This window comes from Clostridium sp. AF32-12BH (assembly GCF_003477935.1).
In the GTDB taxonomy this organism is placed as follows: domain Bacteria; phylum Bacillota; class Clostridia; order Lachnospirales; family Lachnospiraceae; genus Brotaphodocola.
This window is the reverse complement of sequence record NZ_QUEH01000013.1, coordinates 52,547-78,540: the sequence shown is the minus strand read 5'-3', so window position 1 is coordinate 78,540 and position 25,994 is coordinate 52,547. Positions and strand designations below refer to the sequence as shown.

Below are 25,994 nucleotides of genomic sequence, written 5' to 3'. Positions count from 1 at the left end.
TTAATTGTTCATGACAAAAAAATGACAATTTTGTCATAATCCCACATAATTTGTTTCTATGTCTTTTTATTCTTTGCAGCATCCTTTCTCAAGCAGGTTCAGCCAGATTTCCCGCCGCTCCACCTCGTCTGCTTCCCCATTTCCTTCCGCCTGGAAATGCAGGAATGGCACCGGGGAATCGTGTTTCATCATCTCGATCACGGATCCGGCATTGGCATAGGTCGGAAGCAGCAGCATATTTCCTGCCCCGCCGGGTATCACATTCGCAGCCAGACTGCACAGGTAACGGATGTTTCCGCCAACCACCTCCGGATACGCCTTCTGCAGTCCGGCAAACGCTTCTTCCAGAGTTTCCTTTTCTCCCCAGATATCCCGGTACGTTTCCCGGAACCAGGTAAGCTGTTTCGTTGCTTCCTGCGGAATTTCTTTTTGACTCTCCCGGACCCAGAACCAGAGATATTCGGAAAGCATCATCGGAACCGGCAAAAATCCATGTTTTCTCACGGCATCTGCCATATTCCGGTTGAGATCATTGCTGTTTAAGACCATGGCGGATCCAAAAAGGAATACCCGCTTCTGTTTTTTCAGACTGTTTCCATTCCATGTTTCATGCCATGCTTTAAGCAGAGACTTTGTCTTTTCCCATGTCAGAGGAAACGTGATGTTTTCGATTGCTGGTTTCTGCTCGTTTTCTTCCATACAAAGAAGTGCATCTCCCAGCATGATAAGCTGCCAGATCTGCTGCCAGTCTTCCATCTGAAATAAGTGCTCTGTAAATGGAGTATACAGACTGACCTGTGCCGGATCTGCTCCGGATTGCTTCAAAAGCGCCCGGATCACCATAGAAAACATGCCCTCTGCCTCGGCACCCTCGGTCTGCGGTACCAGATAGCAGCGCTGCTAAGGCTGGAGAACCTTCACCAGACAGCCCTCACGCCCCTCTTTCTGCGCTTTTTCTTCTTCCTGCAATGATTCTGCCTGCAAAACTCCGCCTGGAATTTCATTCCACCTCTTCTCCTGGCGCAGGATCTGTCCTGCCATAGCAGAAAAGGTTGCATATTCTTTTGAGATACTTTCTGCTTTTCCGGTCTCCATGTCTTTTCGCGTATAATCCGGGCTGACATGAACCATATATCCCCGATTCCGCAGCCACCTTGCATAAAGTTCTGTGTAGACAGAAAGCGGCGGCAGATGCAAGACCGCATTCTTTTGCAATTTATGAAGCAGAGGGATGCCGTCGTACCCAGCCGCACAGCTTTCCCGCCTGTTGCTTCCCAGTTCGCTGCGTTCCTGTCCTCTGCGTTCCTGTCTGCCGCTTTCCGGGTTGCATTTTCCCCAGGCATTGTCCTCCCTCTTGCTGCTTTCCCGGTTCTCCACATGCTTCAGACTGTTCAAAAATGCCTCAATCCGTGTCACCACACCAACTGCCGACTGGTGTTCATCTACCTCCACAGACAGATATGGCTTCTCTCCCATGATCTCACGGAACAGATGAGAAATCATCGTGTCAGGTCCGCATCCATGATTGGTCAGATACACCGCATACAGATTCGGATGATTTTTTATGATCTTGGCTCCGGTTAAGATATGCTGGCTGAATGGCCAGTATAAATTCGGGTATTCCTCTGCGAGATACATGCTGTGTCCCTGAAGATGTGCAAGGTTTAATACCTTGCAGCCCCGTTTTAGAAGTTCACCTGGAATTCCCATATTCAGTACCGGATCTGAGATTCCGTAGTTCCGGGTGATGAGCACCAGAACCTTCTCATCCGGCTTTAAAGATGCCAGAATCTCTTTTCCAAGTTCTTCCGACTTCCGGTCACACAACTGCATGGCGGCAGCGCCTTTTTTCATTGCCATCTGACAGGCTTCCTTCTCTTTTCCAAGCCCAATTCCGGTCTGGATCATCGCCTTTGCCAGCTGCGGCTGTCCCATATCCATGTCAAGAACCGGTGCGAGAATCTGAATGCCGCGTTCCTTTAGCTTCAATGTTTTCGCCACGATTTTCGGCGCGGTCTGCATGTAAACACAACCATAATTGTGCTCTACCCCGGATGTTTCATGCCGGATGGTACGGATACAGGGAAGGAACATATAGTCTACTCCTTTTCGCGCCAGCCATTCCATATGCCCGTGAAGCAGTTTCACCGGGTAACAGGTTTCCTCCTGCGTCACATCCTGGCTGATGCGGATGATCTCCTCGCAGCTTTCTTCCGATAACAGAACGTTAAAGCCGAGCTGGGTAAAATACTGGTACGCCATCGGGAAAAATTTATACATCATTAAGGACTGCGGGATACCGATCGTTTTCCGGTCCGGCAAAAGCGTTCCATCATACCCGGCATAAAACCATGCGCGGTTTTTCTTATAGATTTCCTCATTTCTTTCCTGGTCGCAGGTGCATTTTTCCGAAGCATCCCTGGCTTCCAGCGCCGCTCCGTAAGCACCGGTCACGTCATAATAAGGTGTGATGCGAAGCCGGTCGCCCAGCATCTCATAAAAAGCAGAAACAATTCCTTCGTTATGGATAATGCCGCCCTGCAGACAGACCACCTGTCCCACTTTCTTATTGACTACCACACGGTTTAAATAATTGCGCACAATGGAACGGCAGAGCCCAGCGCAGAGATCTTCCTTCCCCGCGCCCGCCGCAAGCTCTGATACGATTTTTGACTCCATCAGCACCGTGCAGCGCTCACCAAGCTCCACCGGATGTTTTGCCTCCAGCGCCATCGGTCCGATTTCGGAAAGCGGAATTCCCAGCCGCCCTGCCTGCTCCTCAATAAACGAACCGGTTCCAGCCGCGCAGACCTTGTTCATCTCAAAATCCACGACCTGACTGTGCTTCACGGAAATGTATTTCGAATCCTGACCGCCGATCTCGAAGACCGTGTCTGCGTCCGGGTTCAAGAATGATGCCGCCCTGGCCTGCGCCGTGATTTCATCCAGAATCTGGTCCGTTCCCAGCTTCTTTGCGATCAGATAACGGCCAGATCCCGTCACTGCGGTCTGGACAATGGCGGTTCCTGCCATATCTATGGTTGGTTTTAATACTTCCAGGCCTTCCTCGACAGCCCGGGCCGGGTTGCCTGAAGTGCGGATATAGCAGTAATCCAGCACTTCCTGATTTTCTCCGATCAGCACCAGGTTGGTGCTGGTAGAACCCACATCCACCCCAAGCCACATTGCTTCTCCCGGCTTTGGTGCCCGGGTCTTGTGAAGCTTCGCCTTCTCGTAAGGAAACGCAGGAAGCCTCTTCCCCTCAGACTTTCGTTTTATTTCCCTGCTGCAGTCGCAGAAAGTCGCCATACCATCACAGCTGCCCTCACAGGAAGACACCATATCCTTACCTGCATCCTCACATAGCCGTTCCCAGTCCACACGCACCTTCCGTTCCATGGCAATCACAGCCAGACCAGCTGCGGAAACAATGGTTCCACCATCATCACAGAGCAGTTCTCCTTCTTCCAGCCCAAAAATCTCTTTCACTGCCCGGATCACCCCGCGGTTATTTACCACACCGCCAGACAAAAGTACCGGTCTGTGCACCGGAAGTTTGCGCACTACTGAAGTTTTAAAATTCCTTACCACCGCGTAAGCCAGGCCCAGAAGGATATCCTCTGCGGATACTCCCTCCTGCTGCCGGTGGATCAAATCGGTCTTTGCAAACACACTGCAGCGTCCTGCAAGCCGCGGAACACTGGCGGCGCGGTCTGTATATTCAGAATAAGATTCCAAAGGTAATCCCAGACGATACATCTGATCTTCAAAAAATGCCCCTGTTCCTGCTGCGCATTCTCCGTTTACCGCATACTCCAGCACCTGGTCATGTCCAAGTCCCGTCAAAAAGCAGGAGGTCTGTGCACCGATTTCCAGAATGCTCTGTGCCTTTGGATAAAGCAGTTTCTGTCCTGCCAGAAGCGCCATCACCCGGTCTGCCATCTCCCTCTGTCCCGCTTTGGGAAAAAGAAAAGCCGCAGCACTGTTTCCTGCGGCATAGTCGATGGTTCCCGTATTGGTACGGTTCAATTCCTGCTTCATGTCTTCCAGCATTCTGCCAAGCACAGCCTTGGCTTCTCCCTTATGCAGCGCGTAACGGCTGTAGATCAGCTTTCCATCTTCCACTACCGCCAGGGAAATACTTCCCGCTCCCGCATCAATTCCCAGTCCTCTCATTTCTTTCCTCTCTCCTTTTCCAATGCTTCCTATTACAAATTGGCAAAATTCTCAGCCGCAGCTGCACCATACAAAATTTTCTGTTCAGAAACTTCCTAACCGATCAGCCGGATCATTTCTGCTTTCGCCTCGACCAGGTTTTTTATACTGAGATCACGAAGTCCTTCCTGACGTGGAAGCCGGATTTCTTTCACCACAAACGACGGTCTCGGACCAAATATCAGGATCCGGTCTGCAATCTGCAGCGCCTCGTCCATATCATGCGTAACAAACAGCACGGAGTTCTGCTCCTGCTCCCAAAGTTTCTTCAGGTGCGTGAGCATTTCCTGGCGAAGAGTGTAATCCAGTGACTTAAACGGCTCGTCCATCAAAAGGAGCTCGCTTCCATAGTAGAATGCCCTTGCGATCCCGCACCGCTGCCGCATGCCGCCACTCAGCTGCTCCGGATAATAATCCTCAAATCCGCTCAGATGCACCTGATCGATAAGCTGGGCAATCCGCGCCTTATCGGTATCGTCCCGCACCACCCGGATATTGTCATATACCGTCAGCCACGGAAGAATCCGGTCTTCCTGAAACACATACCCCGTTTTTTTCGCCCGGTTTCTGATCTGCCCCTCATAATCACCGGTAATTCCCGCGATCAGGTTCAGAAGCGTTGATTTCCCACATCCGGAAGGACCCACAATGGCCGTGATTTCTTTTGGTTCCACACGGAGATTTAAATGCTCCAGAACCGGCAGGCCACCGAATTTTTTTCCAAGATCTATCACATCCAGCATACTGCCCCGTTCCTTTCCTATATTATTCATTTCGCTGTACCGCATGTTTTTTGCAAAGAAGCAGCTTTCCGACAAGAACCACTGCATAGTAAATCCCCACCATGATCACAGTCCAGGCAATGACTGTCTCCGGCTCAATATTCAGCCGCGCTGTCATGATCTGTCCGCCAATCCCCGACGTCGTAGTCAGCACTTCTCCCATCACGACCGTTTTGCATGCCATACCGACTGCAATTTTCAGGCCGGACGCAAAATACGGGGTTACCGACGGGATCAGGATATAGCGAAGTTTTTTCCAGACAGAAAATCCAAACACGCTTCCCATCTCCAACAACTTCCGGTCAATCGCCGAAATGCCGTCACAAATGCAGATAAACATGGTCGGAACTACCGCCATCACTACTATGAAAATGCTTGCCCGTCCGTTGAATCCAAACCAGATAATCGCCAGAATCAGCCAGGAAATCGGCGGCACGACCTGGATAATGCCGAGTACCGGCTGAATGAGCTGGCGGACCGGTCTGAGCACACCGCCAAACAAACCTGTCAGACAGCCAATCCCAATCCCGATTCCCAGACCGCAGACAAGGCGCACCATCGTTTTCCCAATCTCACACCAGAGTTTTGCAGAGCTTAAAATTTCAGCCACCTTTGCAGCCACCGCAGGAATCGGCGGCACGACCAGGGGGGAATAAAGATTGCTCATTCCCCACCAGAGTCCAAGCACCAGAGCCGCTGCCGCGATCCGGTACCTGTTTGCTGTCATACAAGTCTTCATCCGCTCCTTGTTTGATGTCATGCAGATCTTCATCTGGTACTTATTTGCTGTAATACATGCCTTCATCCGGTACTTTGCCTCCGATCATGGACGGATCAAAATCGTTCAGAAGCTGATAGAAACCATCCAGGTCAGTCTTCGCGTCTGCCGCATTTTTATAAATCAGACCCATGTTCGGGATTGCTTTTTCTACCAGCGCAGCCTTAAGTCCAAGCTTTTCCTCTGCCAGTGCTGCAGCATCTGCCGGGTGTTCCAAAACCCAGTTTAAAGATTCCTCATAAGCAGCTTCAAACTCTGTCACCAGCTCCGGTTTTTCAGAAATAAATGTTTCTGTCGTTCCAAGTCCTGCATTTGGCACGATGGAATCTTCTCCTTTTACTTTCTTCCACTCATCCTCAAACGAAAAAACCACGCGAACCTGATCATTGTTCATCTTTGCTGCCGTTACCTGCGGTTCGATGAGAGTTGCATACTCGATCTTACCCGCTGCCATCATCTGGGAAATCTCTGCGGTAGTGGAATAAACAATCTCGACATCCTCACCAGCCTTTAAACCAGCTTCATTTAAAAAGAACTGGGTTAAGGCATCTGGCGGGGAAGACTGGAGCGGAACATACACGGTCTTGCCCTTCAACTGGGACCATTCCGTCAGATTTGGATCCGTCGTGATAAAGTAGGTTACACCCCAGGTATTGACATTGGTCAGGCGCACCGGAAGTCCTTTGTTATAAAGCTTTGCCGCTACCGTAAGCGGAAATGCAAACATATCATGTTCTCCGTCCTGCACCATGGCGATCAGCTGCTCCGGCGCATCCCAGATATCCAGTTCCATCTTTACGTTATCGCCCAGCAGTCCGGCATCTGCCATATGAAGAAGCGGAAGTGTCGGCGGTGCTTTCGGTACTGCCAGTTTTAACACCACTTCTTCTCCGGATTCAGCAGCTGTCTTTTCCCCGTTTTCATCCGCTTCCTTTTCAGATGCTCCAAGGCTGTCAGCACCACTATTTTCGGAACTGCCATTCTCAGCGCCGCCATTTTCTGAGCTTTCTGCCGCTGCGTTCGTTTCTGCTTCTGTCTCTGCAGTGCTTCCGCCTGATCCCTGACATGCAGTCAGCGCCAGCATCGCCACGGCCGCAAGTCCGATCAGTAACTTTGATTTTTTCATTGTATTTTTTCCTCCCCTTTGTTATAGTGGTTAGTAATTGCTAACATTAGTTAGTGAACGCTAACTAGAATAGCAAAGATCAAACGTCATTTCAGTTGCCGCGGCAACAAGGAGGCTTTCATGAGAAATTATTATCAACTACTGATGAAAAATCCATTATTTATGGGAATCCCGGAAGAAAAAATGGAGTCGGTACTCCAGTGTTTAAAAGCAAAAAAGAAAGTATTTACCAGCAGGACCCTGCTGTTTTCTTCTGATGAACCAATTCCCTGTCTTGGGCTGGTCTTAAACGGATATGCGGAAATTTTTCTGACTGACCCGGACGGCAACCATACCCTGATCACCCAGGCCTGCGTCGGTGAGCTGTTCGGTCATGCCCTGGCCGTTGCCCATGCCTCTGCCAATATCTTTGAAATTTTCACCTCAGAAAAGGCAGAAATTTTATTCTTGTATGTGCCGGAATTTACTTCCCTGCAAAACTGTAACTGCACCTACCGTTTTAAAGTCATGGAAAACCTGATGCAGCTGATCGCCAAAAACAACATGGAACTGATGATGAAGATCCGCATCTTGACCCAGGGATCCCTGCGAAAAAAGCTGCTGCTCTATTTTTCCATCTTATCCAGACAGCAGCATTCTGCCACCATCACACTGCCGTTCGGGCGTGATAAGCTGGCAAACTACCTGTTTTGCGACCGGAGCGCTGTTTCCAGAGAGCTTGGACGAATGGACCGGGAAGGTCTGATCCAGCTCGGAAAAACAAAAATTATGCTGACCGGATGTCTTCCTGCCCAGCACCCGGTTATACAGACAGAATAAATTTTACTGCCGGAACTGGATCGTATGGGTCTGTCTCGTTTTGCCTCTGCTATCGTCCTTTCATTACCATATCCCGGAACCGTTTGGCGGCGGTCCCGCTCTCACGGTTTGTGTCGTAGAGCATGCAGATCAGACGCTCCGGGATACTCTCTTTTAGCGGGATTTCAACTACCCGCCCCTCTTCCAATGCCTGCGCTGCCAGTTCATACGGAAGAAATCCGATTCCAAGATTTTTTTCCACCATCGGAAGGATCAGGTCTGCGGTTGCCACTTCGATATCCGGCTGCATGGTCAGGCCATGCTGCAGATAAAAATGGCTGTAAAAATCGTAGCTGCTCGTATGGCGCTCCAGCGAGATCAGAGAATATGGTTCCAGGCTTTTTAATTCGTTTGTCTTCTGGGAAAGGCTTTCCAAACGTCTTCCTGCGATCAGTACATCATAAAAAGATTTCACCAAAACCACATGGTCTGCCACTCCCTCCAATTCTTTCTGATCCGCTGCAGTAACCACCGCCAGATCGATGATTCCCTCTTTTAAGGCTTTCGCTGCGCCTGGCGTGGAATAATTGTAAATTTTCAGCCGGACTCCCGGATAGGTTTCGTGAAATGCCCGCAAAATCTCCATCAGATATAAGTGCAGTGCCGTCTCGCTGGCGCCGATCACAATGCTGCCGTCCTGCAGGGCCGCACTCTGGCGCACCTCTTCCTCCCCCAGTTCAATCTGTTCGAAGGCCACCGCCACTCTCCGGTAAAGCCGTTCTCCTTCTTCTGTCAAAGTAATTCCCCGGTTTGAGCGCCGCATCAGACTGCAGTCAAGCTCCGTTTCCAGAATCCGAATAATCCGCGTGATGTTTGGCTGGTTGCTGTACAGAAGCTCCGCGGCTTTGGTAAAGCTTCCGTAGCGGGCCACGTAATAAAAAATCTTATAGTGTTCGAAATTCGCTGCCATGCATGTTGCCTCTCTTCTTCTTTTCTGTTTTTATCTTACTATATATTTTTTATATAGTAAATATATGAACTATATATTATCTATCTAATTTGATCACGGTTATAATAAAGCACGGTTAGAAAATCATTGAAACGAAAGAAGGAATTATTATGGCAGACTCCATGAATTTAAAACAGCCTCTGATCTGCATCGGTCGTGAATACGGCAGCGGCGGACGTGAGATCGCAGAAAAGCTTGCAGAAAAGCTAGGCGTTCCTTATTACGATAAACTGCTCATCCGGAAAGCCGCAGAGGAAAGCGGATACACGGAACACTTTTTAAGCCAGAATGAGGAGCAGCCTTTCTCGATTGGCAGTCTGCTCACCGGAAATCCATTTGCAGATACCGTCAGCATGGCTCATGCATTCTACCCGGAAAGCCAGATGGCATTTGACGCAGAGCGTCATGCGATCCAGGATATTGCCCAAAACGGCGGAGGTGTTTTCGTAGGACGCTGCGCCTCTTCCATTCTGGATGACCGAAACGACATGCTGTCCGTTTTCATCTACGCCAAAGAAGATGACAAGCTCAAACGTGTCATGAAACGAAACCAGATGGATGAAATGACCGCAAAAAAACGTCTCCAGAAGGTTGACCGGATGCGAAAACGCTACTTTGACTTTTATGCCGACACCCACTGGGGTGAATCCGAAAGCTATGACATGATGTTAAGCAGCAGCCAGTTCGGTATCGACGGATGCGTAGAGCTGATCCTGCAGTGCTTAAAACTGCGTGACCAGCACACCGAAGCATAGTTTGAATCTGCACAGCCACTACACAGAATCATGACTTGCTCTGCACAAAACAGCTTTGTTGCACAAGCCAAGGCATCATGCGAAATCCAGACCAAAAACGAATTACCATGTTTTTGACTGAAACAAACATCAGCATAAAAAGGGAAGGAAGGTACAAACCCCATGAATAAGGATTTGACCGTGGGAGAACCCCAGAAAGTATTGTGGCAGTTCTGTCTGCCCCTGTTTGGAAGCATCATCTTCCAGCAGCTTTATAACATTGCCGACAGCCTGGTCGCCGGAAAATTCGTCGGCGAAAACGCACTGGCTGCCGTCGGAAACAGCTACGAGATCACATTGATCTTCATTGCATTCGCATTCGGATGCAACATTGGATGCTCCGTCATCGTATCCCAGCTCTTCGGTGCCAAACAATACAGTGAAATGAAGACCGCCGTTTACACCACACTGATCGCAGGTGCAGTACTCTGCGCGGTACTGATGGCAGGCGGACTGGCACTCTGCCGCTCACTCCTGGAGCTGATCAACACCCCGGCAGAAATCCTCGATGACTCCATGCTCTACTTAAATATCTATATTTTAGGACTGCCGTTTTTGTTCTTTTATAATATTGCAACCGGAATCTTCTCCGCACTGGGCGACTCCAAAACCCCATTCATTTTCCTGGCCGCATCCTCAACCTCCAACATCGCAGTGGACATCCTGTTTGTCACTGCTTTCAAGATGGGCGTAGCCGGTGTTGCATGGGCAACCTTCCTGTGCCAGGGTGTCAGCTGCATCCTCGCAATCCTGGTTGTTTTACGCAGACTGGCTGGTGTCAAGACCGAACGCCGTGCCGCCATCTTCTCCTGGCGGCTGCTCGGCAAGATCTCTGTCATCGCCATTCCGAGTATCCTGCAGCAGAGCTTCATTTCAGTCGGAAACATCATCATCCAGAGTGTCATCAACAGCTTTGGTGCCAGCGTCATTGCCGGTTACTCCGCATCGGTAAAGTTAAACAATCTGGTCATCACATCCTTTACGACACTTGGAAACGGTATCTCAAACTACACCGCACAGAACATCGGTGCACAGAAAATGGAGCGTGTCAAAGAAGGCTTCCGCGCCGGTTTAAAGCTGGTATGGATTCTCTGTCTGCCGCTGTTCCTCGCTTACTTCTTCGCCGGACGTTACCTGGTATTCCTCTTCATGGATAACTCCACCGGCCCGGCCATCGACACCGGAATCCAGTTCTTGCGGATCCTCTCTCCGTTCTACTTTGTAGTCTCCGCAAAGCTGGTAGCCGATGGAATCTTAAGAGGTGCCGGACTCATGAGAAACTTCATGATTGCTACCTTCACCGACCTGATCCTGCGTGTGGCACTTGCCATTGGACTTGCAAAAGTCTTTGGATCTATCGGAATCTGGTGTGCATGGCCAATCGGATGGACCGTCGCCATGTGCATGTCCGTATGGTTCTATAAACGCGGACCGTGGAATCGGAAGTAACAATTTAACACAGTAAATCAAAGGGGCGAAAGTTCCCACAGCCGCCAGGCCTGGCGGCTGTGGGAACTTTCGCCCCTCGTTCGCTACACTGCATCTGCTTCCGCATTCTTTCCTAATCTTCGCAGCATCGTCTTCTTCACGGCCCGGAAGATATTCTCATATCCCGTGCACCGGCAAAGGTGTCCGGACATAAGCTTTCGGATTTCATCATCGGAATACTCTTTTCCAGACTGCAAGATCTCCGTTGCACTCATAATAAATCCCGGTGTACAAAAACCACACTGGATCGCTGATTCATCGATAAAAGCCTGCTGGATGTCAGACAGTTCCCCATTCGGGCCTGCCAGGCCTTCTAACGTCAGGATTTCTTTTCCCTCTGCCCACACAGCCAGGTAAATGCAGGAATTAAAACACTCTCCATCGATCAGGACATTGCAGGCTCCGCACTCGCCCACCTCACAGCCTTTTTTGACGCTGGTCAGACGAAAATCATTTCTGAGCACATCGGTTAAGGATGCGCGGACATCGATCATCTGCTCTACTTTCTTTCCATTGATCGTGCAGGAAAGAAGCTTATACTGTTTACTCATTTCCCTCACCTCCAGCCAGACGGATAGACTCGCACAGAGCACGCTGTGCAAGTACCGCTGCAATGTGTTCACGAAAATCCTTTGCTGCACGCCAGCTGTCGCGCGGATTGATGTCCAGAAGAACCGCCTGGGCAAATTCCTTGATGACCGCTTTGCTGATCTGTTTTCCGCGGATCAGTGCCTCTGCAGAAGGTGCACGCATCGGCACAGGTCCCGCCACGCCATAGGCGATCCGGGCATCCAGAATCGTTTTCTTATCTTCAGAAAGTTTTACATTGACCGAACATCCTGTGGTTGCGATATCCATGGCATTGCGCATGGCATATTTGATGTAATGTCCGAAATATCCCTCATAGGCTTCCTTCGGAATGATGATCGCGGTCTGCAGCTCGCCCGGTCTTAAATCTACCACTCCGGCTCTGATGTAAAAATCGTGGATTGGGATCCGGCGTACCCCATCCGGTCCGGTGATCTCCACAATGGCATCCCATGCATGAAGCGTTGAGGCAGAATCTGCCGAGGTCACGCCGTTGCAGGTATTTCCTCCGATGGTACCGATGTTGCGGATCTGCGGTCCGCCCACCATGTCTACGGCCTCGCCGAGTACATTGATATATTTCTGAATGATCGGATCCTTCGTAATATGGGAAAAGCTGGTAAGGGAACCAATGCGGATGGCACCATCCTCCTCAAAGGATACGCCACGCATGGCATCGATTCTGTAAATGCTGACCAGTTCCTTTCCTGCGCGTTTTCCTTCACGCATCTGCACCAGCACATCACTGCCTCCGGCAATGATCTGCGCTTCCGGATGTTCCACCAGGAGCGCTACTGCGTGCTCTACACTCTCCGCTTCGTAAAGCGCCTTTAAATCATACATACTGTAACCTCCCCGTTAAAACAATCCTTCTTCTTTAAAACGTTTGAATAAAATATGTGGGTTAACCGGTGCGTCATTGACGGCCACTCCGGTTGCCTGATATACCGCATTGCGGATGGCCGGAGCAACCGGGCAGGTCGGCGGCTCACCCAAAGACTTGGTTCCGAATGCACTGGTCGGCTCCGGATTCTCCACAAAATAAGCACGAAGTCTTGGATGATCCATGAACGTAGACAGCTTATAGTCTAACAGATTGTTGTTCAGGGCACGGCCGGTCTTCGGGTCAAACATCAGTTTTTCCGACATGCCAAAGCCAATGCCCATGCTCATGCCGCCATGTACCTGTGCCTCTGCAAGAGCCGGGTTGATCAGCGTTCCCACATCATGGACGTTTACAATGTCAAGCAGTTTTACCTTGCACATCGGGATGTCCACCTCAACCTCTGCAAAGCAGCAGCCAAAGGAATAGGCATTGGACTTGATCTGCGCGGTACTCTCTGCCGTGATATGCTGGCTGTGTGTCACGCTGTAGAGCGCCTCAGTTGCCAGCTCCCCTACGCTCATCAGCACACGTCCATCCGTCACACGGATGATATTGCCCTCCACAATGTCTAAATTATACGGAGGCATGCGGGTCAGTTCCTGGGCATAGTTCAGAAGCCGTTCTTTCAGCAAAAGCCCGGTCTGACGGATGGAGAACCCGGCTGTGTAAGTCTGACGGGACGCGTAAGCGCCGGTGCCAAACGGGGTCACATCGGTATCCTGACAGGAAACTACATGCACCTGGTCCAGACGGACGCCAACCACATCGGCTGCCATCTGGGTATAGGCGGTATCCGCGCCCTGACCGATCTCGGTCTCTCCCAGCTGAACCTGTAAGGAACCATCCTGGTTCAATACCATACGGCAGGAAGAGGTCTCTAAGGAGATCGGCCATACTGCCGTGTTATACCAGAATACCGACATTCCGATCCCACGGCGGATATCGCCGGTCTGGTTCTGGTATTCTTTGTATTTGCGCTCGTAATCCATTTCCTTCATGCCCTTATCCATGCACTGGTTAAAGGTATCGGTATACAGCTCATTTTTGGAAAATTCATCTTTGAATCCAACCGGCATCAGGTTCTTTCTGCGGAACGCGACCGGATTCATGCCAACTTTTTTCGCCACCTCATCGGTATGGCACTCAACTGCCCACATCGCCTGTGGAATGCCGTATCCACGCATGGCTCCGGCCGCCGGTTTGTTGGTAAATACCGTGTAGCCGTCTGCTTCAATATTGTCGCACGGATAAAGCTGCGGGAATGCCCCCACACCCTTTGCGCAGATGCTGTGTCCGTGGGACGCATAGGCACCCTGATCGGAAAATGCCTCCAGCTTTCTTGCCGCAAATGTGCCGTCCGGGCGTACCCAGGACACGATGTGGCTGCGGATGGCATGGCGCACACGGTTGGAAACAAAGGTTTCTTCCCGTGGGACATCCAGCTTTACCAGATGACCGCCGATCTGCATGCAGACCCAGGCACAAAGCGGTTCATACAGAACATCCTGCTTGTTTCCGAAGCCTCCGCCGATGTACGGTTTGATGATCTGGATACGCCCCCAGTCGATTCCGAGTGCCTGCCCTACCACACGGCGTACAATGTGCGGGATCTGGGTAGAGCTGACCATCTTAATACGGTCACCTTCCATCTCGGCTGTACAGATAAAGTTCTCAATATGGCAGTGCTGCACGGTCGGAGTACTGTACCAGCCCTCCACCTTGATCAGCCCCGGCTCTTTGATCGCCTCCTCGTAGTTTCCCTTGCGGATGGATGTGTGCTTTAAGACATTGCCCGGGAAATTTTCGTGAATCTGCGGAGCCCCCTCTTTCATGGCATCCTGCACATCCAGAACAAACGGATACTCCTCATATTCTACCCGGATGGCACGCAGCGCCTGGGCTGCTGCCACTTCATCCTCTGCCACCACAACGCCAATATCATCCCCGTAGAAACGGACACGCTCGGTCATAACCAGCCGGTCTGCCACGTCCTGATGGGACGGGTCGGTAGACCACGGATGCCCCGCTGTTGGAAAATAATGCTTTTCCTTTCCATCGAAACAGGTAAAGATCCTTACTACTCCCGGAATCTTTTTTGCTTCAGAAGTATCGATCGAAACAACCCGTCCATTCGCGATCGTGGAATGTAAGATCCGGATGACGTATGCGCTCTTATCGCACAGGTCATCGGTATAACGGGTTCTGCCCATTGCCTTGTCGCGGGCATCGACACGAGTTACCTTCTTACCAACATACATTTCTTCTCTCCTCCAATACTGATACATCCAATTCCCTTACAGGTATTGATTGTGTTTTTTACAAAATCCGCTGACCGGCAGCGTATTTGGATAAAACCTCCCGTTCATCCCCCAGATAAACGATCCGTTCCAGACGCTGCCGGATACTGAGCGGCTGCGGATGTTCAAGTCTTGCATCGTCCAGCACTACCGCATCCAATTCATACCCCGGTTCAAAGCTTCCCACCTGACCAAAGAAGGAACCGCCTCCCTTCGTCGCCAGATAAAATACTTCCTCCAGCGTCAGTGGCTTTAACGTCTGGTCGGTCAGGCGCCAGCGCAGCTTACTCTCCTGAATCGCATGGCGCATGGCCACAAACATATTTTCCGTACTGCCTCCCGCCACATCGCTGCCAAGTCCCACCGGAATCTGCTCCTCCAGATAGCGGCGTACCGGCGCGATCCCGGAAGAAAGGTTGGTATTCGACTCCGGACAATGTACAATAAACACACCATTTGCCTTCATCCGCTGAATTTCTTCTTCACCAGAGTAAACACAATGCGCCATGATCGTGCGGCACGCTCCGCCAAACATGCCAAAATGTTCGTAGGCATCCCCATAAAACTTTGACCATGGGCAAAGTCTCTGTACCCAGGCAATTTCTTCCTGGTTCTCAGACAAATGAGACTGCACCGGAAGTCCGCTCTCTTTCTGGATGCCATGTAAAAGTTCCATCAGTTCATCACTGCAGCTTGGAATAAAACGGGGAGTCAGAATCGGCTGCACATGGCGGTAATGCCGCTCTGCCACCGCCCGAAGCCACGTCTTTGTCGCCTCAGCCGCTTCCTTTGCAGATGCTTCACGCAGGTAATCCGGACTATTGCGGTCCATATTCACCTTGCCCACCATAGCTGCAATCCCGGCCTCCTCGAGCTGATCCATCAGAAGCAGGGTTGCCTCGTTGTGGATCGTGGCAAATGCGCAGACTCTTGTAGTGGCACTGCGCCTTATATGGTCTGTAAAAATGCGGTAGGATTTCTCTGCATATTCCAGATCCTGGTACTTGCTCTCCTCCGGGAAGGTGTTCGTCTCCAGCCATTCCAAAAGTTCCAGATCCATGCTCATTCCCCGAAAGGAGTACTGGGGTGCATGGACATGCAGATCGGTAAGACCGGGGATGATCAGCCTTTCACCAAAGTCCTCTACTGGTATTTCCCGGAATTTTTCCGGGAGAGCTGCGTAGATTCCCTCAACCTTTCCGTCTTCGCAGACCAGATAATGCTGCATGGCAATCTCCATCGTGCCGATCTCTTTTGTGTAAATGAGATTTCCTTTCAGGGCGAATATTCGTTTTCCATTCATAGCATTCTTCCTCCCTCTTGCCGCTTCGCCGAGTGCACATCTCCACGGAGCAGTTTTTTAAACACAAAAAGAGCTCCGCTCACGCGGAACTCTCATCGATCTTCAAAAGCAATACACAGCCGCATGGACGCACCGGCTTCGCCGGTTCATGTAACTATGTAGTCAACTCTTTACGGTAGTTGGTAGAGACTCTGGACCCATCTCCAGGATATACAATCACGTTACCCGTTTATGAAATTGTTATGATCTGTTTTGTATGTATTACAGTACAACCTTAACATATCCTGTATATAAAGTCAATCTGCTATCAGCCCCACCATTTAATTACTGTTCACGCCAACTCATTTACGCCTTTCCATTCCAGTCGCTCAGCTTATTCAGTCCATCCTTGCTTCCGGAAATGTATGCGATATCGCCCTTCTTGAATGCATAATCCGGCGTGATGGTCTCGATCAGCCTGCCTTCGCTTTCCACCGCAATAATGTTGACCCCAAAGCGTCCGCGCAGATTCGCCTCCAGAACGGTTTTTCCTACGATCCGCTCCGGCATGATCATCTTGGAGATGTTTAATTTTTCACTTAACTGGATGAAGTCCAGCATGCGGACTGCCTCCAGCCGGTGCGCCAGACGCACTGCCATATCGCGCTCCGGATACACCACCTGAGCTCCAATCTTCTCCAGGATCTCACCGTGCTCCGCACTGGCTGCCTTGGAAATGACGGTCGGCACGCCAAGACTGACCAGATTCAGCGTAGTCAGAATGGAAATATCCAGCTGCTCACCGATACACACTACTGCCACATCGCAGTTCTGGATCCCGGTTTCCGAAAGTGTCTTTTTGTCCAGCGCATGAACGACATACGCATTCTCTGTATGCTCCCGCAGCTCCCGCACCTTTTCTTCTTCGCGGTCCAGCACGACCAGGTCTGCCCCGGCTGCTGCCAGCTCCAGCGCCAGCGCATGTCCAAACCGGCCAAGACCAATGATGCCATAAGTGTTTTTCCCATTACTCTTCTTTTTAAACATAGCTTCTTGCACCCTTTCTTCTGACAGGCGCACCGTTTCGTGCCACCTGTCCTTCCATATTTCCATTCCACAACATCAGGACAGCAGAATCAATAACCCGTTTGCCCAACATCGCCAAATTCCGCTCTGGTTATCCGATCGCGATATTTCCTTCCGGATAGCTGACCCGCTCGCCCTTCGTAAAATACCATAACGATGCGATCGTCAGCGGTCCCAGTCTTCCGATAAACATGATCAGGATCGTTAAGATTTTTGCCGCGTCACAAAGTCCCGGCGAGATTCCGGTAGAAAGTCCTGCCGTTCCAAACGCACTGCTGATTTCAAACAGCGCATCCATAAATGGGACCCCCGGCTCCAGAATCACCAGGATATAGGTTCCAGTCAGCACAATGCCAAGCGCCAGCAGCGTAATGACTGCTGCCTTGCGGAACGCATCGGCCGGAACCGCATAGCGGAACGCCTTCTCTGATGTGTTGGTTGCTGAGGATTTTATGCCCTGAAACAGCACAAACGCTGTGGTTGTCTTGATTCCGCCTCCCGTGGATCCCGGAGATGCACCGATCACCATCAGCACAATCACCGTCAGCAGTCCGGCATTCGAAAATGAGCCCAGCGGAAACGTTGAAAAGCCGGCCGTTCTTGCAGAAACACTCGTGAAGAACGCGCCCATCCAGGTGATGTCCTCAGTCAGCTTCAAAAGCACCGTTCCTGCTACAGTCAAAAACAGGCTCATACTTAAGACCACCTTGGTATGCATGGAAAACTTTTTCCAGCGGAACCGCTTGTCGATCACCTCGCGGATCACCAAAAAGCCGATTCCGCCAAATATGATCAGCGCACAGGTCACCAGGTTTAAAAATACGTCATCCTGATATGGGATCAGGTTCTGCATGTTTCCCAGAATGTCAAAGCCGGAGTTGTTAAACGCCGCCACCGAATGAAACAGGCTGATCCCTGCTGCATGAAGCGGGGAATAGCTTCTGGAAAACACCAGAAAGCTTAGAGCCGCCCCAATCAGCTCAAAGGTCACTGTCGTAAACAGCACCATCCGCACAAACCGGACCACACCTTTTCCGGAATCCAGGTTCGAAGCCTCCCGGATCAGGTTTCTGGCCTTTAAATTGATTTTCTTTCCCATCGCCAGGATCACACCGGTTCCCACAGCGGTAACCCCCAGTCCGCCGATCTGGATCAAAAGTCCAAGAAAGAACTGTCCCAACGGCGTAAATGTATCTCCCGCATCCACGGTCAGAAGTCCGGTCACACAAACCGCACTCGTTGACATATAAAGTGCGTCAATGTAACGCACCGTAACCCCATCCTGAATGCTGCAGGGTAGACTTAACAGGATAGAGCCGATCAGGATCACCAGGGCAAAGCCCATGGAGATGATCCGCACCGGGGACTGCTTTTTTAGAAAATTCATGATTTTACTCACCTCACTTCCGCGCGTTTTCTTAGGCATTATATCATACTCTATCGAAACCGTGGGCAAAATTTATCACAGTTCTTCCGATGCAAACGCAATAAACGCCTCCATTTCCCGGGTTTTAAATTTATTTTTGTGATAAAAGATCTGCCGGTACATGGAAATTTCTACCTGCTCTACCTCAATCACGGCCAGCTTTCCGTCCCGGATCTGCTGCTGCACGGCAAACAGCGGAAGAAACGAAAGCCCGTGTCCCTGTTCCAGCATCTGAATGATAAATGCCGTGTCACTGATCTCCAAAACCGGGGACAGTGCGCGGTGGCAGCCCGCTAAGTGCTGATCCAGCGCCTGGCGGTAGTTGGCATTTTTCTCGGTCAGGAAAAACGGTTCCTGCAAAACATCATCCAGATTTTTTCTTCCCAAAAGTCCATGACTCTCTAAAAATCCCGGCGATGCCACAAACACAACCGGCTCTGCCTGCTCCATGGCCTTCACCCAGTTTTCATTCCACCTGGGTGCGTCCAGAATGTAGATCATATCCAGAAGATCCTGCTCCATCATGCGGATCAGTTCCTCCGGAGTCCCAACGGTGATCTGGAATCGCACCTGCGGATGCAGTTTCCGGAACTGACTGACGATTGCCGGAAATTTAGCCGTGCAGATGGACTCGATCGTCCCGATATGCAGTGGATTCTTTAATTCTTCATCTTCATGCATGGAAAGCCGGGTACGGCTCACCTCGTACAACACCCGGTTCGCATGCTCCAGAAATTTTCTTCCCTGTGCAGTCAGGATCACCTGCTTTCCCATCCGGTCAAAGAGCCTGGTCCCCAGCTCCTTCTCCAGCAGGCGGATCTGGACCGTCACTGCCGACTGAGAATAGCCAAGCTGCTGCGCAGCCCTGGAAAAGCTCTGCAGCTGCGCCGCCTGCACAAAGGTCTGAAACTGACGCAATTCCATACTTCACACCTCTTTTCTTTTGTTTTATCAAAAATTTCACGAACTCTCTGCATTTTTGCAGTATAATCGTTGCGAAAAGCACATTATTTTGCAGCTTCTTTCACAATCTATAATTGAAAAATTTTCAATATCATTATGAAAACTATGAATTTGATTCATTCATATTACCATGATATAATGCCCCTGCGAAGACGTCAATCGCCATTTTTCTGAAATCTGCACCAAGCACAGTTGTCTGCCCAGCACGCAGACAGCCACAAACAGCAGATTTCCAAACGATTCACATTTTTGTTTTTGGAGGGAATTTACAAATGGAAAAAAAGAAATTTAAAATGGGGCTGGTACCGAAGCTGATCCTGGCAATCATCATCGGTATCTTATTCGGACAGTTTCTGCCGCCTGGTCGTAACACTGTCTGGCTTTTTCAGTAACTTCTTAAAATTTATCATCCCGCTCATGATCCTGGCTTATGTAACCATGGGTATCGCAGACCTGTCACAGGGCGCCGGAAAACTGCTTCTGATCACCGTTGCCCTTGCATACAGCTCTACCCTGATCGCAGGCTCCGCATCCTTCCTGGTTGCAGAAAACCTGTTCCCGAGCTTTATGAGCGCAGATGCATTAGACCAGATCGCTGCTACCGCAGAAGTATCCCTGTCTCCGTACTTTACCATCACCATCCAGCCAGTCATGGACACTCTGTCCGCAGTTGTGCTTGCCTTTGTTTTAGGACTCTGCCTGTCTTCCATGCGCGGCAAGGAGATCGGAGATACCCTTTACAATGCGATCAAGGATTTTTCTTCTATTATTGATAAAGTCCTTCACAATGTCATCATCCCGCTGCTGCCGCTCTACATCTGCGGTACCTTCACGGATATGACCATTTCCGGAAAAACCTTTGCAATCCTCGGCATCCTCTGGAAGGTATTCCTGGTTGTCATTGCCATGCATTTGATCTGCATTACCATCCAGTTTATCATTGCAGGAACCATCAGCAAGAAGAACCCGCTGACCCTGATTAAAAACCAGTTTCCGGGTTATGCAACTGCACTGGGAACCCAGTCTTCCGCAGCGACCATTCCGGTTAACTTACAGTGCGCAGCCAACGATGGCGTCTGCGAGCAGATCCGTAACTTTGTCGTTCCGCTTTGCGCAAACATCCATATGGCCGGTTCCATGATCACCATCACAGCCTGCGCTACCGCAGTCTGCCTGATGAACCAGCTGCCGATCAGCCTTGCTACCGTTGTTCCGTTCATCATGACCCTGGGCGTTGCCATGGTTGCTTCCCCGGGTGCACCGGGCGGCTCCATCATGACCGCACTGCCGTTCCTCTACATGGTATTCGGCACCACAGCCGGAGACCCGAACGGCCCGATCTGCGCGATCATGGTTGCGCTTTACATCACACAGGATTCCTTCGGAACTGCCTGCAATGTTTCCGGTGACAATGCCATCGGCGTAATTGTAGATACAATTTATCGCAAATTTATCATAAAAGAAACTCAGGAGGCTTAACATGTCATTTATCAGTGTTTTCGATGTACTTGGACCGAACATGATCGGTCCCTCCAGTTCTCACACGGCAGGCGCTGCCCGCATCGGTTTCCTCGCCCAGAAAATGATCGGTGGAAACGTCATCCGGGCTGATTTCACCCTGTACGGCTCCTTCGCCAAGACCTATCACGGACATGGAACCGACCGTGCGCTCCTCGGCGGCATCATGGGCTTTTCCACCGACGATATGCGCATCCGCAATTCGTTTGAGATTGCGCAGGAAAGTGGTCTGGCCTACACCTTCACCCCGAATGAGACGGAAGCCGAGATCCATCCGAACACTGTGGACATCTCCATGACAAACAAAAACGGACAGACCATGACAATCCGCGGAGAGTCTCTTGGCGGCGGCAAGGTGCGCATTGTCCGCATCAACGGTGTTTCGGTAGACTTTACCGGCGAATACAGCGCTGTCATTGTTGTCCAGCAGGATAAACCAGGAGTAGTTGCCCACATCACCAAAGTCTTAAGCGACCGCGGTGTCAACATTGCTTTCATGCGCCTGTTCCGTGAAGCAAAGGGGCACACTGCCTACACCATCGTAGAATCCGACGGAACACTTCCGGAAGATGTAGCAGAAAGCTTAAAAGAAAATGCAAACGTACACGATGTGATGATCGTACAGATTTAAGGAAGGGAGAGTGACAAGATCATGGATTTTAAAAACGCAAAAGAACTTTTAGAATTATGTCAGAAACAGAACCTTCCGATTTCCAGGATCATGCTGAACCGGGAAATAACCGAAGGCGAGATGCCAGAAGAAGAGGCGCGAAGCCGTATGGACCGCGCCCTGGAAATCATGAAAGAATCTGCCCGCACCCCGATCAAGACACCGGTGCGCTCCATGGGCGGCCTTATCGGCGGCGAAGCAGGAAAGCTTGCCGCACACCAGGCTTCCGGACAAAATATTCTGGGGGAAGTGCTGGAAAAAGCCATCACCTACGCGGTAGCCGTTCTGGAGACCAACGCTTCCATGGGTCTGATCGTAGCTGCTCCAACCGCAGGCTCCGCCGGAGTGGTTCCTGGCATGCTGTTATCGCTCCAGGAATGCCACCATTTTTCCGATGAAGATCTGGTCAAAGCACTGTTCAATGCCGGTGCGATCGGTTATCTGGCGATGCGCAACGCAACCGTAGCCGGAGCAGTCGGCGGCTGTCAGGCCGAGGTCGGCGTTGCATCCGCCATGGCTGCTTCTGCTGCTGTGGAACTGTTCGGCGGTAGTCCGAAGCAGTGTCTCGATGCAGCTACTATCGTGCTGATGAACATGTTAGGACTTGTCTGTGACCCGGTCGGCGGTCTGGTCGAATACCCGTGCCAGAACCGCAACGCAGCCGGTGTGGCAAACGCCCTGATCGCAGCCGAGATGTCCCTGGCAGGACTCTCCCAGCTCATCCCGTTCGATGAAATGTTAGAAACCATGTACACCGTAGGCAAACGCCTTCCGGCAGAACTGCGCGAAACTGCCATGGGCGGATGCGCGACGGCACCGTCCGCATGCGCGGCATGCCATATGTGCAGCTAAAAATAAACAATATCGTTAACGTAATAGGACCGTGAAAGTTGCCTTCGGCAACTTTCACGATCTATCGTTTTTTCAATGAAATTGTTATATAGCCGCAGCCTTCAGCGCTGCCCCGACCGCTCCGGCATAACGCCCGTCTTCCTGGGTGCGTACCTCTGCTCCAAGCGTTTTGGAAAGTGCCTGCGTCAGATACGGGATTCCGCACAGTCCTCCTGTCAGACAGACTGTGCCTGTTTCAATCCTTCTTGTTTTCCCGGATAAACCTACAGAACCGGGGTCCATGCCAGTCCGTAGATTTCCTCCACATCATCGGTGGAAGTGATCAGACCAAGACGGACATACTTCTCAATGATTTTCTTCAAAGATGCACCGGTGCACTCATCCGAAAGACCAAACTGCAGGGCATTGTTGATCATAACGTTCATGTCAAAATCGCCGCCGTTCCAGCCACGGTCAAGAAGCAGTTTGGTTGCCTCGTCCGGATTTTCACGCATCCAGGAATGTGCTTTCTGGACTGCCTGGGTGATTTTCTTTGCGATGGTCGGATTCTCCTGTACAAACGTGCGGTTCATAGCAATCACACAGCAGGCGTCTCCTGCGAAATCCTCATCCTGCAGGGAACGGATGCATTTTAACTTGCCCTCTTTCATCATGGCATACGCAAATGTATCACTTAACAGGGCTGCAGAAATCTCACCGCGCTCCATAGCTGCCACGCAGGCATCGGAAGAAACCTGGGTCAGGGTCACATCGCTCAGCGGATCCATGCCATCTGCATCCAACAGGATCGAAGTGATGTTATAGTCAGAAGCACCGATTCCGTTCGGTACGGAAATCTGGGTTCCCTTTAAATCTTCGGTTGTATTGTACGGGCTGTCTGCCAGTGCGTAAAGCGATTTGCAGCCGATATGTGCGCCGCCAACGAAGGTAAGATCCACATTGTTGGTGATCGGAACGATCATGGTAGCGATATGGCCGACTGCTACGGTTGCCTGGCGGGTTCCCAGTGCCTCAATGTAGGAATTGCCTTTGAAGCCTTCTGCGGTCAGTCCTGCCTCTGCATAGTAACCGAGGTCATCCGCCACGGTCGGGCCGGAGGTACATCCGTCAGACATGTAATACAGGACCGGCTCACCATATGCCGGTTCGCTCTCCATGGCTTTTTTCTCTTCCTCAGTCGGAGTCAGGTCAAAGTCTGCCATGTCGATCGCGCGGTCTTCCATATCTACCGGGGTAAACAGAGCTTCCCATTTTCCGGCTGCAAATGCATCTGCCGCATTCATATGAACATCCGACACATTGACCTCAACCGCAACACCGTCCTGGCCCATCTCGATCTGTCCGTCGTTGTTCAAATCTCCGGCAAGCTGCTCTTTCTCCGTTGCCTTCGTCTCCTCAGCCTGCTTTGCCCCTCCGCATGCAGTCAGAGACAGTCCCATGGAAAGGGACAAAAATAATGCAAGTGATCTGTTTGTTTTCATAATACCTTCTCCTTTAGTAAAAAAATGATCTATTTCTCACCGGCAAAATGAAGCCGGTTTAAAATCATGTTCCGGTACGCAATAAAGCCTTGCGAAGAACGGTTTCGCGGGAAATCTTCTTCGATCCTGATATCCGCGATGATCCGTCCCGGGTTTGCATCCATGACAATGACACGGGTTCCCATGTAAATCGCCTCATCCACATCGTGGGTTACCATCAATGCAAGCTGCCTCTTTTCCCGCCACATAGACAAAATCTCATCCTGCATGTTCATGCGGGTGAACGCATCCAGCGCGCCCAATGGTTCATCCAGAAGCAAAATCTGCGGCTGGCTGATGAGCGTCCGCACCAGCGCCACGCGCTGCGCCATGCCTCCGGAAAGCTGTCCCGGGTAATCATTGCGGAAATGCCGCAGGCCGATCACATCCAGCATGTGTTCCACCTGATCCTTATTTTCTTTCAATTTCCCCTGTGCTTTCAATGGGAATGCAATGTTTTTCTCTACGGTGAGCCACGGAAACAGCGTCGGCTTCTGAAACACCATGCCCCGCTGCGGGGATGGTCCGTCTACCTCGTTTCCATTCACGGTTACGGTTCCGAGCGTCGGCCGGATCAGTCCCGCCACCAGACGCAGCACCGTTGATTTTCCGCACCCGGATGGTCCTACCAGACTGATAAACTCCCCGCTTTCCATCTCCAGATCTACATGATCCAGCGCATGGGTTACTTCATCCTGTTCTACCTTTGCGAAGCTTTTGGATACTCCATTCAGCTTCAGCACAACGTTGCTGCGATCATCCATAATTCTTTTCCGCTCCATTCTGCCATCTGAGCACATGGCGTTTGATCCGGTCTAATACCTTGGTGACTACGGTAAAGATGAAGCAGATCACAAACAACGCTGCAAACATCTTATCGTAGCTGGCCCAGGACTTGCTCCAGTTCATATACCAGCCAAGTCCTGACTTTACGCCCAGCATTTCAGCGATCATGATCGCGGTGCAGGAGCTGCTCATAGCCTGGGTACAGCCCGAAAGAATCGATGGCATGGCATGCGGGATCGCCACGCCAAAGATCAGCCTGCGCTCGCTTGCCCCAAGCGTCCTCGCCGCGTCAAAATAATCGCGGTCTACATTGGCTATGCCGTTCATGGTCGCAACCGTTACCGCAAACCACGATCCCAGCGCGATGATGAACACCGCCCCGCCAAACAACGAGGAGGCAATGACCATCATGATCGGGATCCACGTTGAGGTTGGGATCGGTCCCAAAAATTTAATCACCGGATCGATCCAGTAGCGGGCTTTCCGGGAATACCCGCAGACAATTCCGGTTACAAGCCCAAGCGCTACACCGGAAAAATATCCCAGGAACAAAAGTCCCAGGGTATGCACCGTGCAGTCCAGGATCATGGCCCGGTCGATCCACGCAGCATTCAGGATAAAGTTGATACAGGGAACAAACGGCTGAGTCAGGATCCCGGTTTTCAACGTCAGATAATCATATCCGGTAAATAAAAGAAATAAAGCCGACCAGAGCGGTGCCCGGTACCGGAACCGCTCAGACATTTTTTTATCGCCTGATCTGCGCTTCCATGCTGCAGCGATTCCACAGATATCGTAAACCAGGATCAGCAGCACCAGAAATCCAAGATAGGTGTTCGGATTCCGGTTGGTGCTGTTGTCCGGGATCAGCAGATATTCCAGGATTGCAAGCAGTCCGCAAACATTGGGCAGACACTGGATCAGGATATCAAACGCCTTTTCCAGCTCTGTTTTTTCTTTCGCTTCCAGATCTTTTAGTTCCTGACGGGTCAAGGCTGCCATTTTCCTCTGTTCCTGTCTGGAAAAATTATCTTCTTCCGTTCTGCAGCCTGACAAAATTACATTCTTTTTCTTCTCCATGTTTTTCCACCCTGCAACTTTTGTAACACGACTGTTCATGCATGCGCACA

The 25,994-nt window shown here is 50.9% G+C and carries 22 protein-coding genes, 1 pseudogene and 1 riboswitch; of the genes and pseudogenes, 6 read left to right on the top strand and 17 right to left on the bottom strand.

Going from position 1 to position 25,994, the window contains the following annotated elements:
* Positions 1 to 66: 66 nt before the first annotated feature.
* The 5 genes from DWZ40_RS13430 to DWZ40_RS13410 all read right to left on the bottom strand — a co-directional run bounded on the left by DWZ40_RS13430 (position 67) and on the right by DWZ40_RS13410 (position 6,901).
* On the bottom strand, positions 67 to 825 hold the full coding sequence (locus DWZ40_RS13430; RefSeq protein WP_147354199.1) for a hypothetical protein: 759 nt from the start codon (positions 823 to 825) through the stop codon (positions 67 to 69).
* A 75-nt stretch (positions 826 to 900) separates the two neighbouring features.
* Entirely contained in the window at positions 901 to 4,176 is a 3,276-nt protein-coding gene (locus DWZ40_RS13425) for an acyl-CoA dehydratase activase (RefSeq protein WP_118543517.1), read from the bottom strand.
* A 95-nt stretch (positions 4,177 to 4,271) separates the two neighbouring features.
* Positions 4,272 to 4,988 carry an ATP-binding cassette domain-containing protein gene (locus DWZ40_RS13420; RefSeq protein WP_243035341.1) on the bottom strand — a complete coding sequence of 239 codons (717 nt, stop codon included), beginning with the start codon at positions 4,986 to 4,988 and terminating at the stop codon, positions 4,272 to 4,274.
* Positions 4,981 to 5,802, bottom strand: a complete 822-nt coding sequence (locus DWZ40_RS13415; protein WP_118543515.1) for an ABC transporter permease subunit — start codon at positions 5,800 to 5,802, stop codon at positions 4,981 to 4,983. The genes DWZ40_RS13420 and DWZ40_RS13415 overlap by 8 nt, the downstream gene beginning before the upstream one ends.
* Positions 5,777 to 6,901 carry an ABC transporter substrate-binding protein gene (locus DWZ40_RS13410; protein WP_243035340.1) on the bottom strand — a complete coding sequence of 375 codons (1,125 nt, stop codon included), beginning with the start codon at positions 6,899 to 6,901 and terminating at the stop codon, positions 5,777 to 5,779. Before DWZ40_RS13410 ends, DWZ40_RS13415 begins: the two co-directional genes overlap by 26 nt.
* A 144-nt stretch (positions 6,902 to 7,045) precedes the next feature.
* Here DWZ40_RS13410 and DWZ40_RS13405 point away from each other — a divergent pair, with 144 nt between their 5' ends.
* Positions 7,046 to 7,720, top strand: coding sequence for a Crp/Fnr family transcriptional regulator (locus tag DWZ40_RS13405; protein ID WP_207664517.1), 675 nt, complete (start codon positions 7,046 to 7,048; stop codon positions 7,718 to 7,720).
* Between the two features lie 49 nt (positions 7,721 to 7,769).
* Here the strand turns inward: DWZ40_RS13405 and DWZ40_RS13400 are convergent, their stop codons facing one another.
* Entirely contained in the window at positions 7,770 to 8,669 is a 900-nt protein-coding gene (locus tag DWZ40_RS13400; protein WP_118543513.1) for a LysR family transcriptional regulator, read from the bottom strand.
* Between the two features lie 149 nt (positions 8,670 to 8,818).
* On the opposite strand from DWZ40_RS13400, the gene DWZ40_RS13395 reads away from it, so the two are divergent.
* Positions 8,819 to 9,463 carry a cytidylate kinase-like family protein gene (locus tag DWZ40_RS13395; protein ID WP_118543512.1) on the top strand — a complete coding sequence of 215 codons (645 nt, stop codon included), beginning with the start codon at positions 8,819 to 8,821 and terminating at the stop codon, positions 9,461 to 9,463.
* A 162-nt stretch (positions 9,464 to 9,625) separates the two neighbouring features.
* Positions 9,626 to 10,951 carry an MATE family efflux transporter gene (locus DWZ40_RS13390; protein ID WP_118543511.1) on the top strand — a complete coding sequence of 442 codons (1,326 nt, stop codon included), beginning with the start codon at positions 9,626 to 9,628 and terminating at the stop codon, positions 10,949 to 10,951.
* Positions 10,952 to 11,034: 83 nt separating this feature from the next.
* Here the strand turns inward: DWZ40_RS13390 and xdhC are convergent, their stop codons facing one another.
* The 7 genes from xdhC to DWZ40_RS13355 all read right to left on the bottom strand — a co-directional run bounded on the left by xdhC (position 11,035) and on the right by DWZ40_RS13355 (position 19,479).
* Complete coding sequence (gene xdhC, locus DWZ40_RS13385) at positions 11,035 to 11,541, bottom strand: xanthine dehydrogenase subunit XdhC (RefSeq protein WP_118543510.1); 507 nt, start codon at positions 11,539 to 11,541, stop codon at positions 11,035 to 11,037.
* Positions 11,534 to 12,421, bottom strand: coding sequence for a xanthine dehydrogenase subunit XdhB (xdhB, locus tag DWZ40_RS13380; RefSeq protein WP_118543509.1), 888 nt, complete (start codon positions 12,419 to 12,421; stop codon positions 11,534 to 11,536). Before xdhB ends, xdhC begins: the two co-directional genes overlap by 8 nt.
* Positions 12,422 to 12,436: 15 nt before the next feature.
* Positions 12,437 to 14,722, bottom strand: a complete 2,286-nt coding sequence (gene xdhA, locus DWZ40_RS13375) for a xanthine dehydrogenase subunit XdhA (RefSeq protein WP_118543508.1) — start codon at positions 14,720 to 14,722, stop codon at positions 12,437 to 12,439.
* A 58-nt stretch (positions 14,723 to 14,780) separates the two neighbouring features.
* Positions 14,781 to 16,064, bottom strand: coding sequence for an amidohydrolase family protein (locus tag DWZ40_RS13370; protein ID WP_118543507.1), 1,284 nt, complete (start codon positions 16,062 to 16,064; stop codon positions 14,781 to 14,783).
* A gap of 139 nt (positions 16,065 to 16,203) precedes the next feature.
* Positions 16,204 to 16,300: riboswitch (purine riboswitch) on the bottom strand.
* Positions 16,301 to 16,409: 109 nt separating this feature from the next.
* The gene (locus DWZ40_RS13365) at positions 16,410 to 17,090 is read right to left on the bottom strand and encodes a TrkA family potassium uptake protein (protein ID WP_118543506.1); all 681 of its coding nucleotides are present in this window, start codon (positions 17,088 to 17,090) and stop codon (positions 16,410 to 16,412) included.
* A gap of 130 nt (positions 17,091 to 17,220) precedes the next feature.
* Positions 17,221 to 18,516, bottom strand: coding sequence for a potassium transporter TrkG (locus DWZ40_RS13360; RefSeq protein ID WP_118543505.1), 1,296 nt, complete (start codon positions 18,514 to 18,516; stop codon positions 17,221 to 17,223).
* A 75-nt stretch (positions 18,517 to 18,591) separates the two neighbouring features.
* Positions 18,592 to 19,479, bottom strand: a complete 888-nt coding sequence (locus DWZ40_RS13355) for a LysR family transcriptional regulator (protein WP_118543504.1) — start codon at positions 19,477 to 19,479, stop codon at positions 18,592 to 18,594.
* Between the two features lie 311 nt (positions 19,480 to 19,790).
* Between DWZ40_RS13355 and DWZ40_RS13350 the strand changes: the two are divergent.
* The 3 genes and pseudogenes from DWZ40_RS13350 (at position 19,791) to sdaAA (ending at position 22,558) form a co-directional block, all read left to right on the top strand.
* Positions 19,791 to 20,997, top strand: a pseudogene (locus DWZ40_RS13350) (dicarboxylate/amino acid:cation symporter).
* Between the two features lies 1 nt (position 20,998).
* On the top strand, positions 20,999 to 21,667 hold the full coding sequence (sdaAB, locus tag DWZ40_RS13345; protein ID WP_118543503.1) for an L-serine ammonia-lyase, iron-sulfur-dependent subunit beta: 669 nt from the start codon (positions 20,999 to 21,001) through the stop codon (positions 21,665 to 21,667).
* Between the two features lie 21 nt (positions 21,668 to 21,688).
* On the top strand, positions 21,689 to 22,558 hold the full coding sequence (gene sdaAA, locus DWZ40_RS13340) for an L-serine ammonia-lyase, iron-sulfur-dependent, subunit alpha (protein ID WP_118543502.1): 870 nt from the start codon (positions 21,689 to 21,691) through the stop codon (positions 22,556 to 22,558).
* A gap of 84 nt (positions 22,559 to 22,642) precedes the next feature.
* On the opposite strand, the gene DWZ40_RS13335 is transcribed toward sdaAA, so the two are convergent.
* From DWZ40_RS13335 to DWZ40_RS13320, 4 genes are read right to left on the bottom strand one after another with little or no spacing between them, the layout of a single operon-like run.
* Positions 22,643 to 22,840 (bottom strand): hypothetical protein, encoded by a 198-nt coding sequence (locus DWZ40_RS13335; RefSeq protein WP_118543501.1) that lies wholly within the window; start codon positions 22,838 to 22,840, stop codon positions 22,643 to 22,645.
* Entirely contained in the window at positions 22,822 to 24,039 is a 1,218-nt protein-coding gene (locus DWZ40_RS13330) for an ABC transporter substrate-binding protein (protein WP_118543500.1), read from the bottom strand. Before DWZ40_RS13330 ends, DWZ40_RS13335 begins: the two co-directional genes overlap by 19 nt.
* Before the next feature lie 29 nt (positions 24,040 to 24,068).
* Positions 24,069 to 24,842 carry an ABC transporter ATP-binding protein gene (locus tag DWZ40_RS13325; RefSeq protein ID WP_118543499.1) on the bottom strand — a complete coding sequence of 258 codons (774 nt, stop codon included), beginning with the start codon at positions 24,840 to 24,842 and terminating at the stop codon, positions 24,069 to 24,071.
* Positions 24,835 to 25,944, bottom strand: coding sequence for an ABC transporter permease (locus DWZ40_RS13320; protein ID WP_347560088.1), 1,110 nt, complete (start codon positions 25,942 to 25,944; stop codon positions 24,835 to 24,837). The genes DWZ40_RS13325 and DWZ40_RS13320 overlap by 8 nt, the downstream gene beginning before the upstream one ends.
* Positions 25,945 to 25,994: the final 50 nt, after the last annotated feature.

Excerpts from the sequence above, each read along its gene's own strand:
- DWZ40_RS13425 (WP_118543517.1), bottom strand. The coding sequence starts at position 4,176 with ATGAGAGGACTGGGAATTGATGCGGGAGCGGGAAGTATTTCCCTGGCG.
- DWZ40_RS13420 (WP_243035341.1), bottom strand. The coding sequence starts at position 4,988 with ATGAATAATATAGGAAAGGAACGGGGCAGTATGCTGGATGTGATAGAT.
- DWZ40_RS13415 (WP_118543515.1), bottom strand. The coding sequence starts at position 5,802 with ATGAAGGCATGTATTACAGCAAATAAGTACCAGATGAAGATCTGCATG.
- DWZ40_RS13410 (WP_243035340.1), bottom strand. The coding sequence starts at position 6,901 with ATGAAAAAATCAAAGTTACTGATCGGACTTGCGGCCGTGGCGATGCTG.
- DWZ40_RS13405 (WP_207664517.1), top strand. The coding sequence starts at position 7,046 with ATGAAAAATCCATTATTTATGGGAATCCCGGAAGAAAAAATGGAGTCG.
- DWZ40_RS13400 (WP_118543513.1), bottom strand. The coding sequence starts at position 8,669 with ATGGCAGCGAATTTCGAACACTATAAGATTTTTTATTACGTGGCCCGC.
- DWZ40_RS13395 (WP_118543512.1), top strand. The coding sequence starts at position 8,819 with ATGGCAGACTCCATGAATTTAAAACAGCCTCTGATCTGCATCGGTCGT.
- DWZ40_RS13390 (WP_118543511.1), top strand. The coding sequence starts at position 9,626 with ATGAATAAGGATTTGACCGTGGGAGAACCCCAGAAAGTATTGTGGCAG.
- xdhC (WP_118543510.1), bottom strand. The coding sequence starts at position 11,541 with ATGAGTAAACAGTATAAGCTTCTTTCCTGCACGATCAATGGAAAGAAA.
- xdhB (WP_118543509.1), bottom strand. The coding sequence starts at position 12,421 with ATGTATGATTTAAAGGCGCTTTACGAAGCGGAGAGTGTAGAGCACGCA.
- xdhA (WP_118543508.1), bottom strand. The coding sequence starts at position 14,722 with ATGTATGTTGGTAAGAAGGTAACTCGTGTCGATGCCCGCGACAAGGCA.
- DWZ40_RS13370 (WP_118543507.1), bottom strand. The coding sequence starts at position 16,064 with ATGAATGGAAAACGAATATTCGCCCTGAAAGGAAATCTCATTTACACA.
- DWZ40_RS13365 (WP_118543506.1), bottom strand. The coding sequence starts at position 17,090 with ATGTTTAAAAAGAAGAGTAATGGGAAAAACACTTATGGCATCATTGGT.
- DWZ40_RS13360 (WP_118543505.1), bottom strand. The coding sequence starts at position 18,516 with ATGAATTTTCTAAAAAAGCAGTCCCCGGTGCGGATCATCTCCATGGGC.
- DWZ40_RS13355 (WP_118543504.1), bottom strand. The coding sequence starts at position 19,479 with ATGGAATTGCGTCAGTTTCAGACCTTTGTGCAGGCGGCGCAGCTGCAG.
- sdaAB (WP_118543503.1), top strand. The coding sequence starts at position 20,999 with ATGTCATTTATCAGTGTTTTCGATGTACTTGGACCGAACATGATCGGT.
- sdaAA (WP_118543502.1), top strand. The coding sequence starts at position 21,689 with ATGGATTTTAAAAACGCAAAAGAACTTTTAGAATTATGTCAGAAACAG.
- DWZ40_RS13335 (WP_118543501.1), bottom strand. The coding sequence starts at position 22,840 with ATGGACCCCGGTTCTGTAGGTTTATCCGGGAAAACAAGAAGGATTGAA.
- DWZ40_RS13330 (WP_118543500.1), bottom strand. The coding sequence starts at position 24,039 with ATGAAAACAAACAGATCACTTGCATTATTTTTGTCCCTTTCCATGGGA.
- DWZ40_RS13325 (WP_118543499.1), bottom strand. The coding sequence starts at position 24,842 with ATGGATGATCGCAGCAACGTTGTGCTGAAGCTGAATGGAGTATCCAAA.
- DWZ40_RS13320 (WP_347560088.1), bottom strand. The coding sequence starts at position 25,944 with ATGGAGAAGAAAAAGAATGTAATTTTGTCAGGCTGCAGAACGGAAGAA.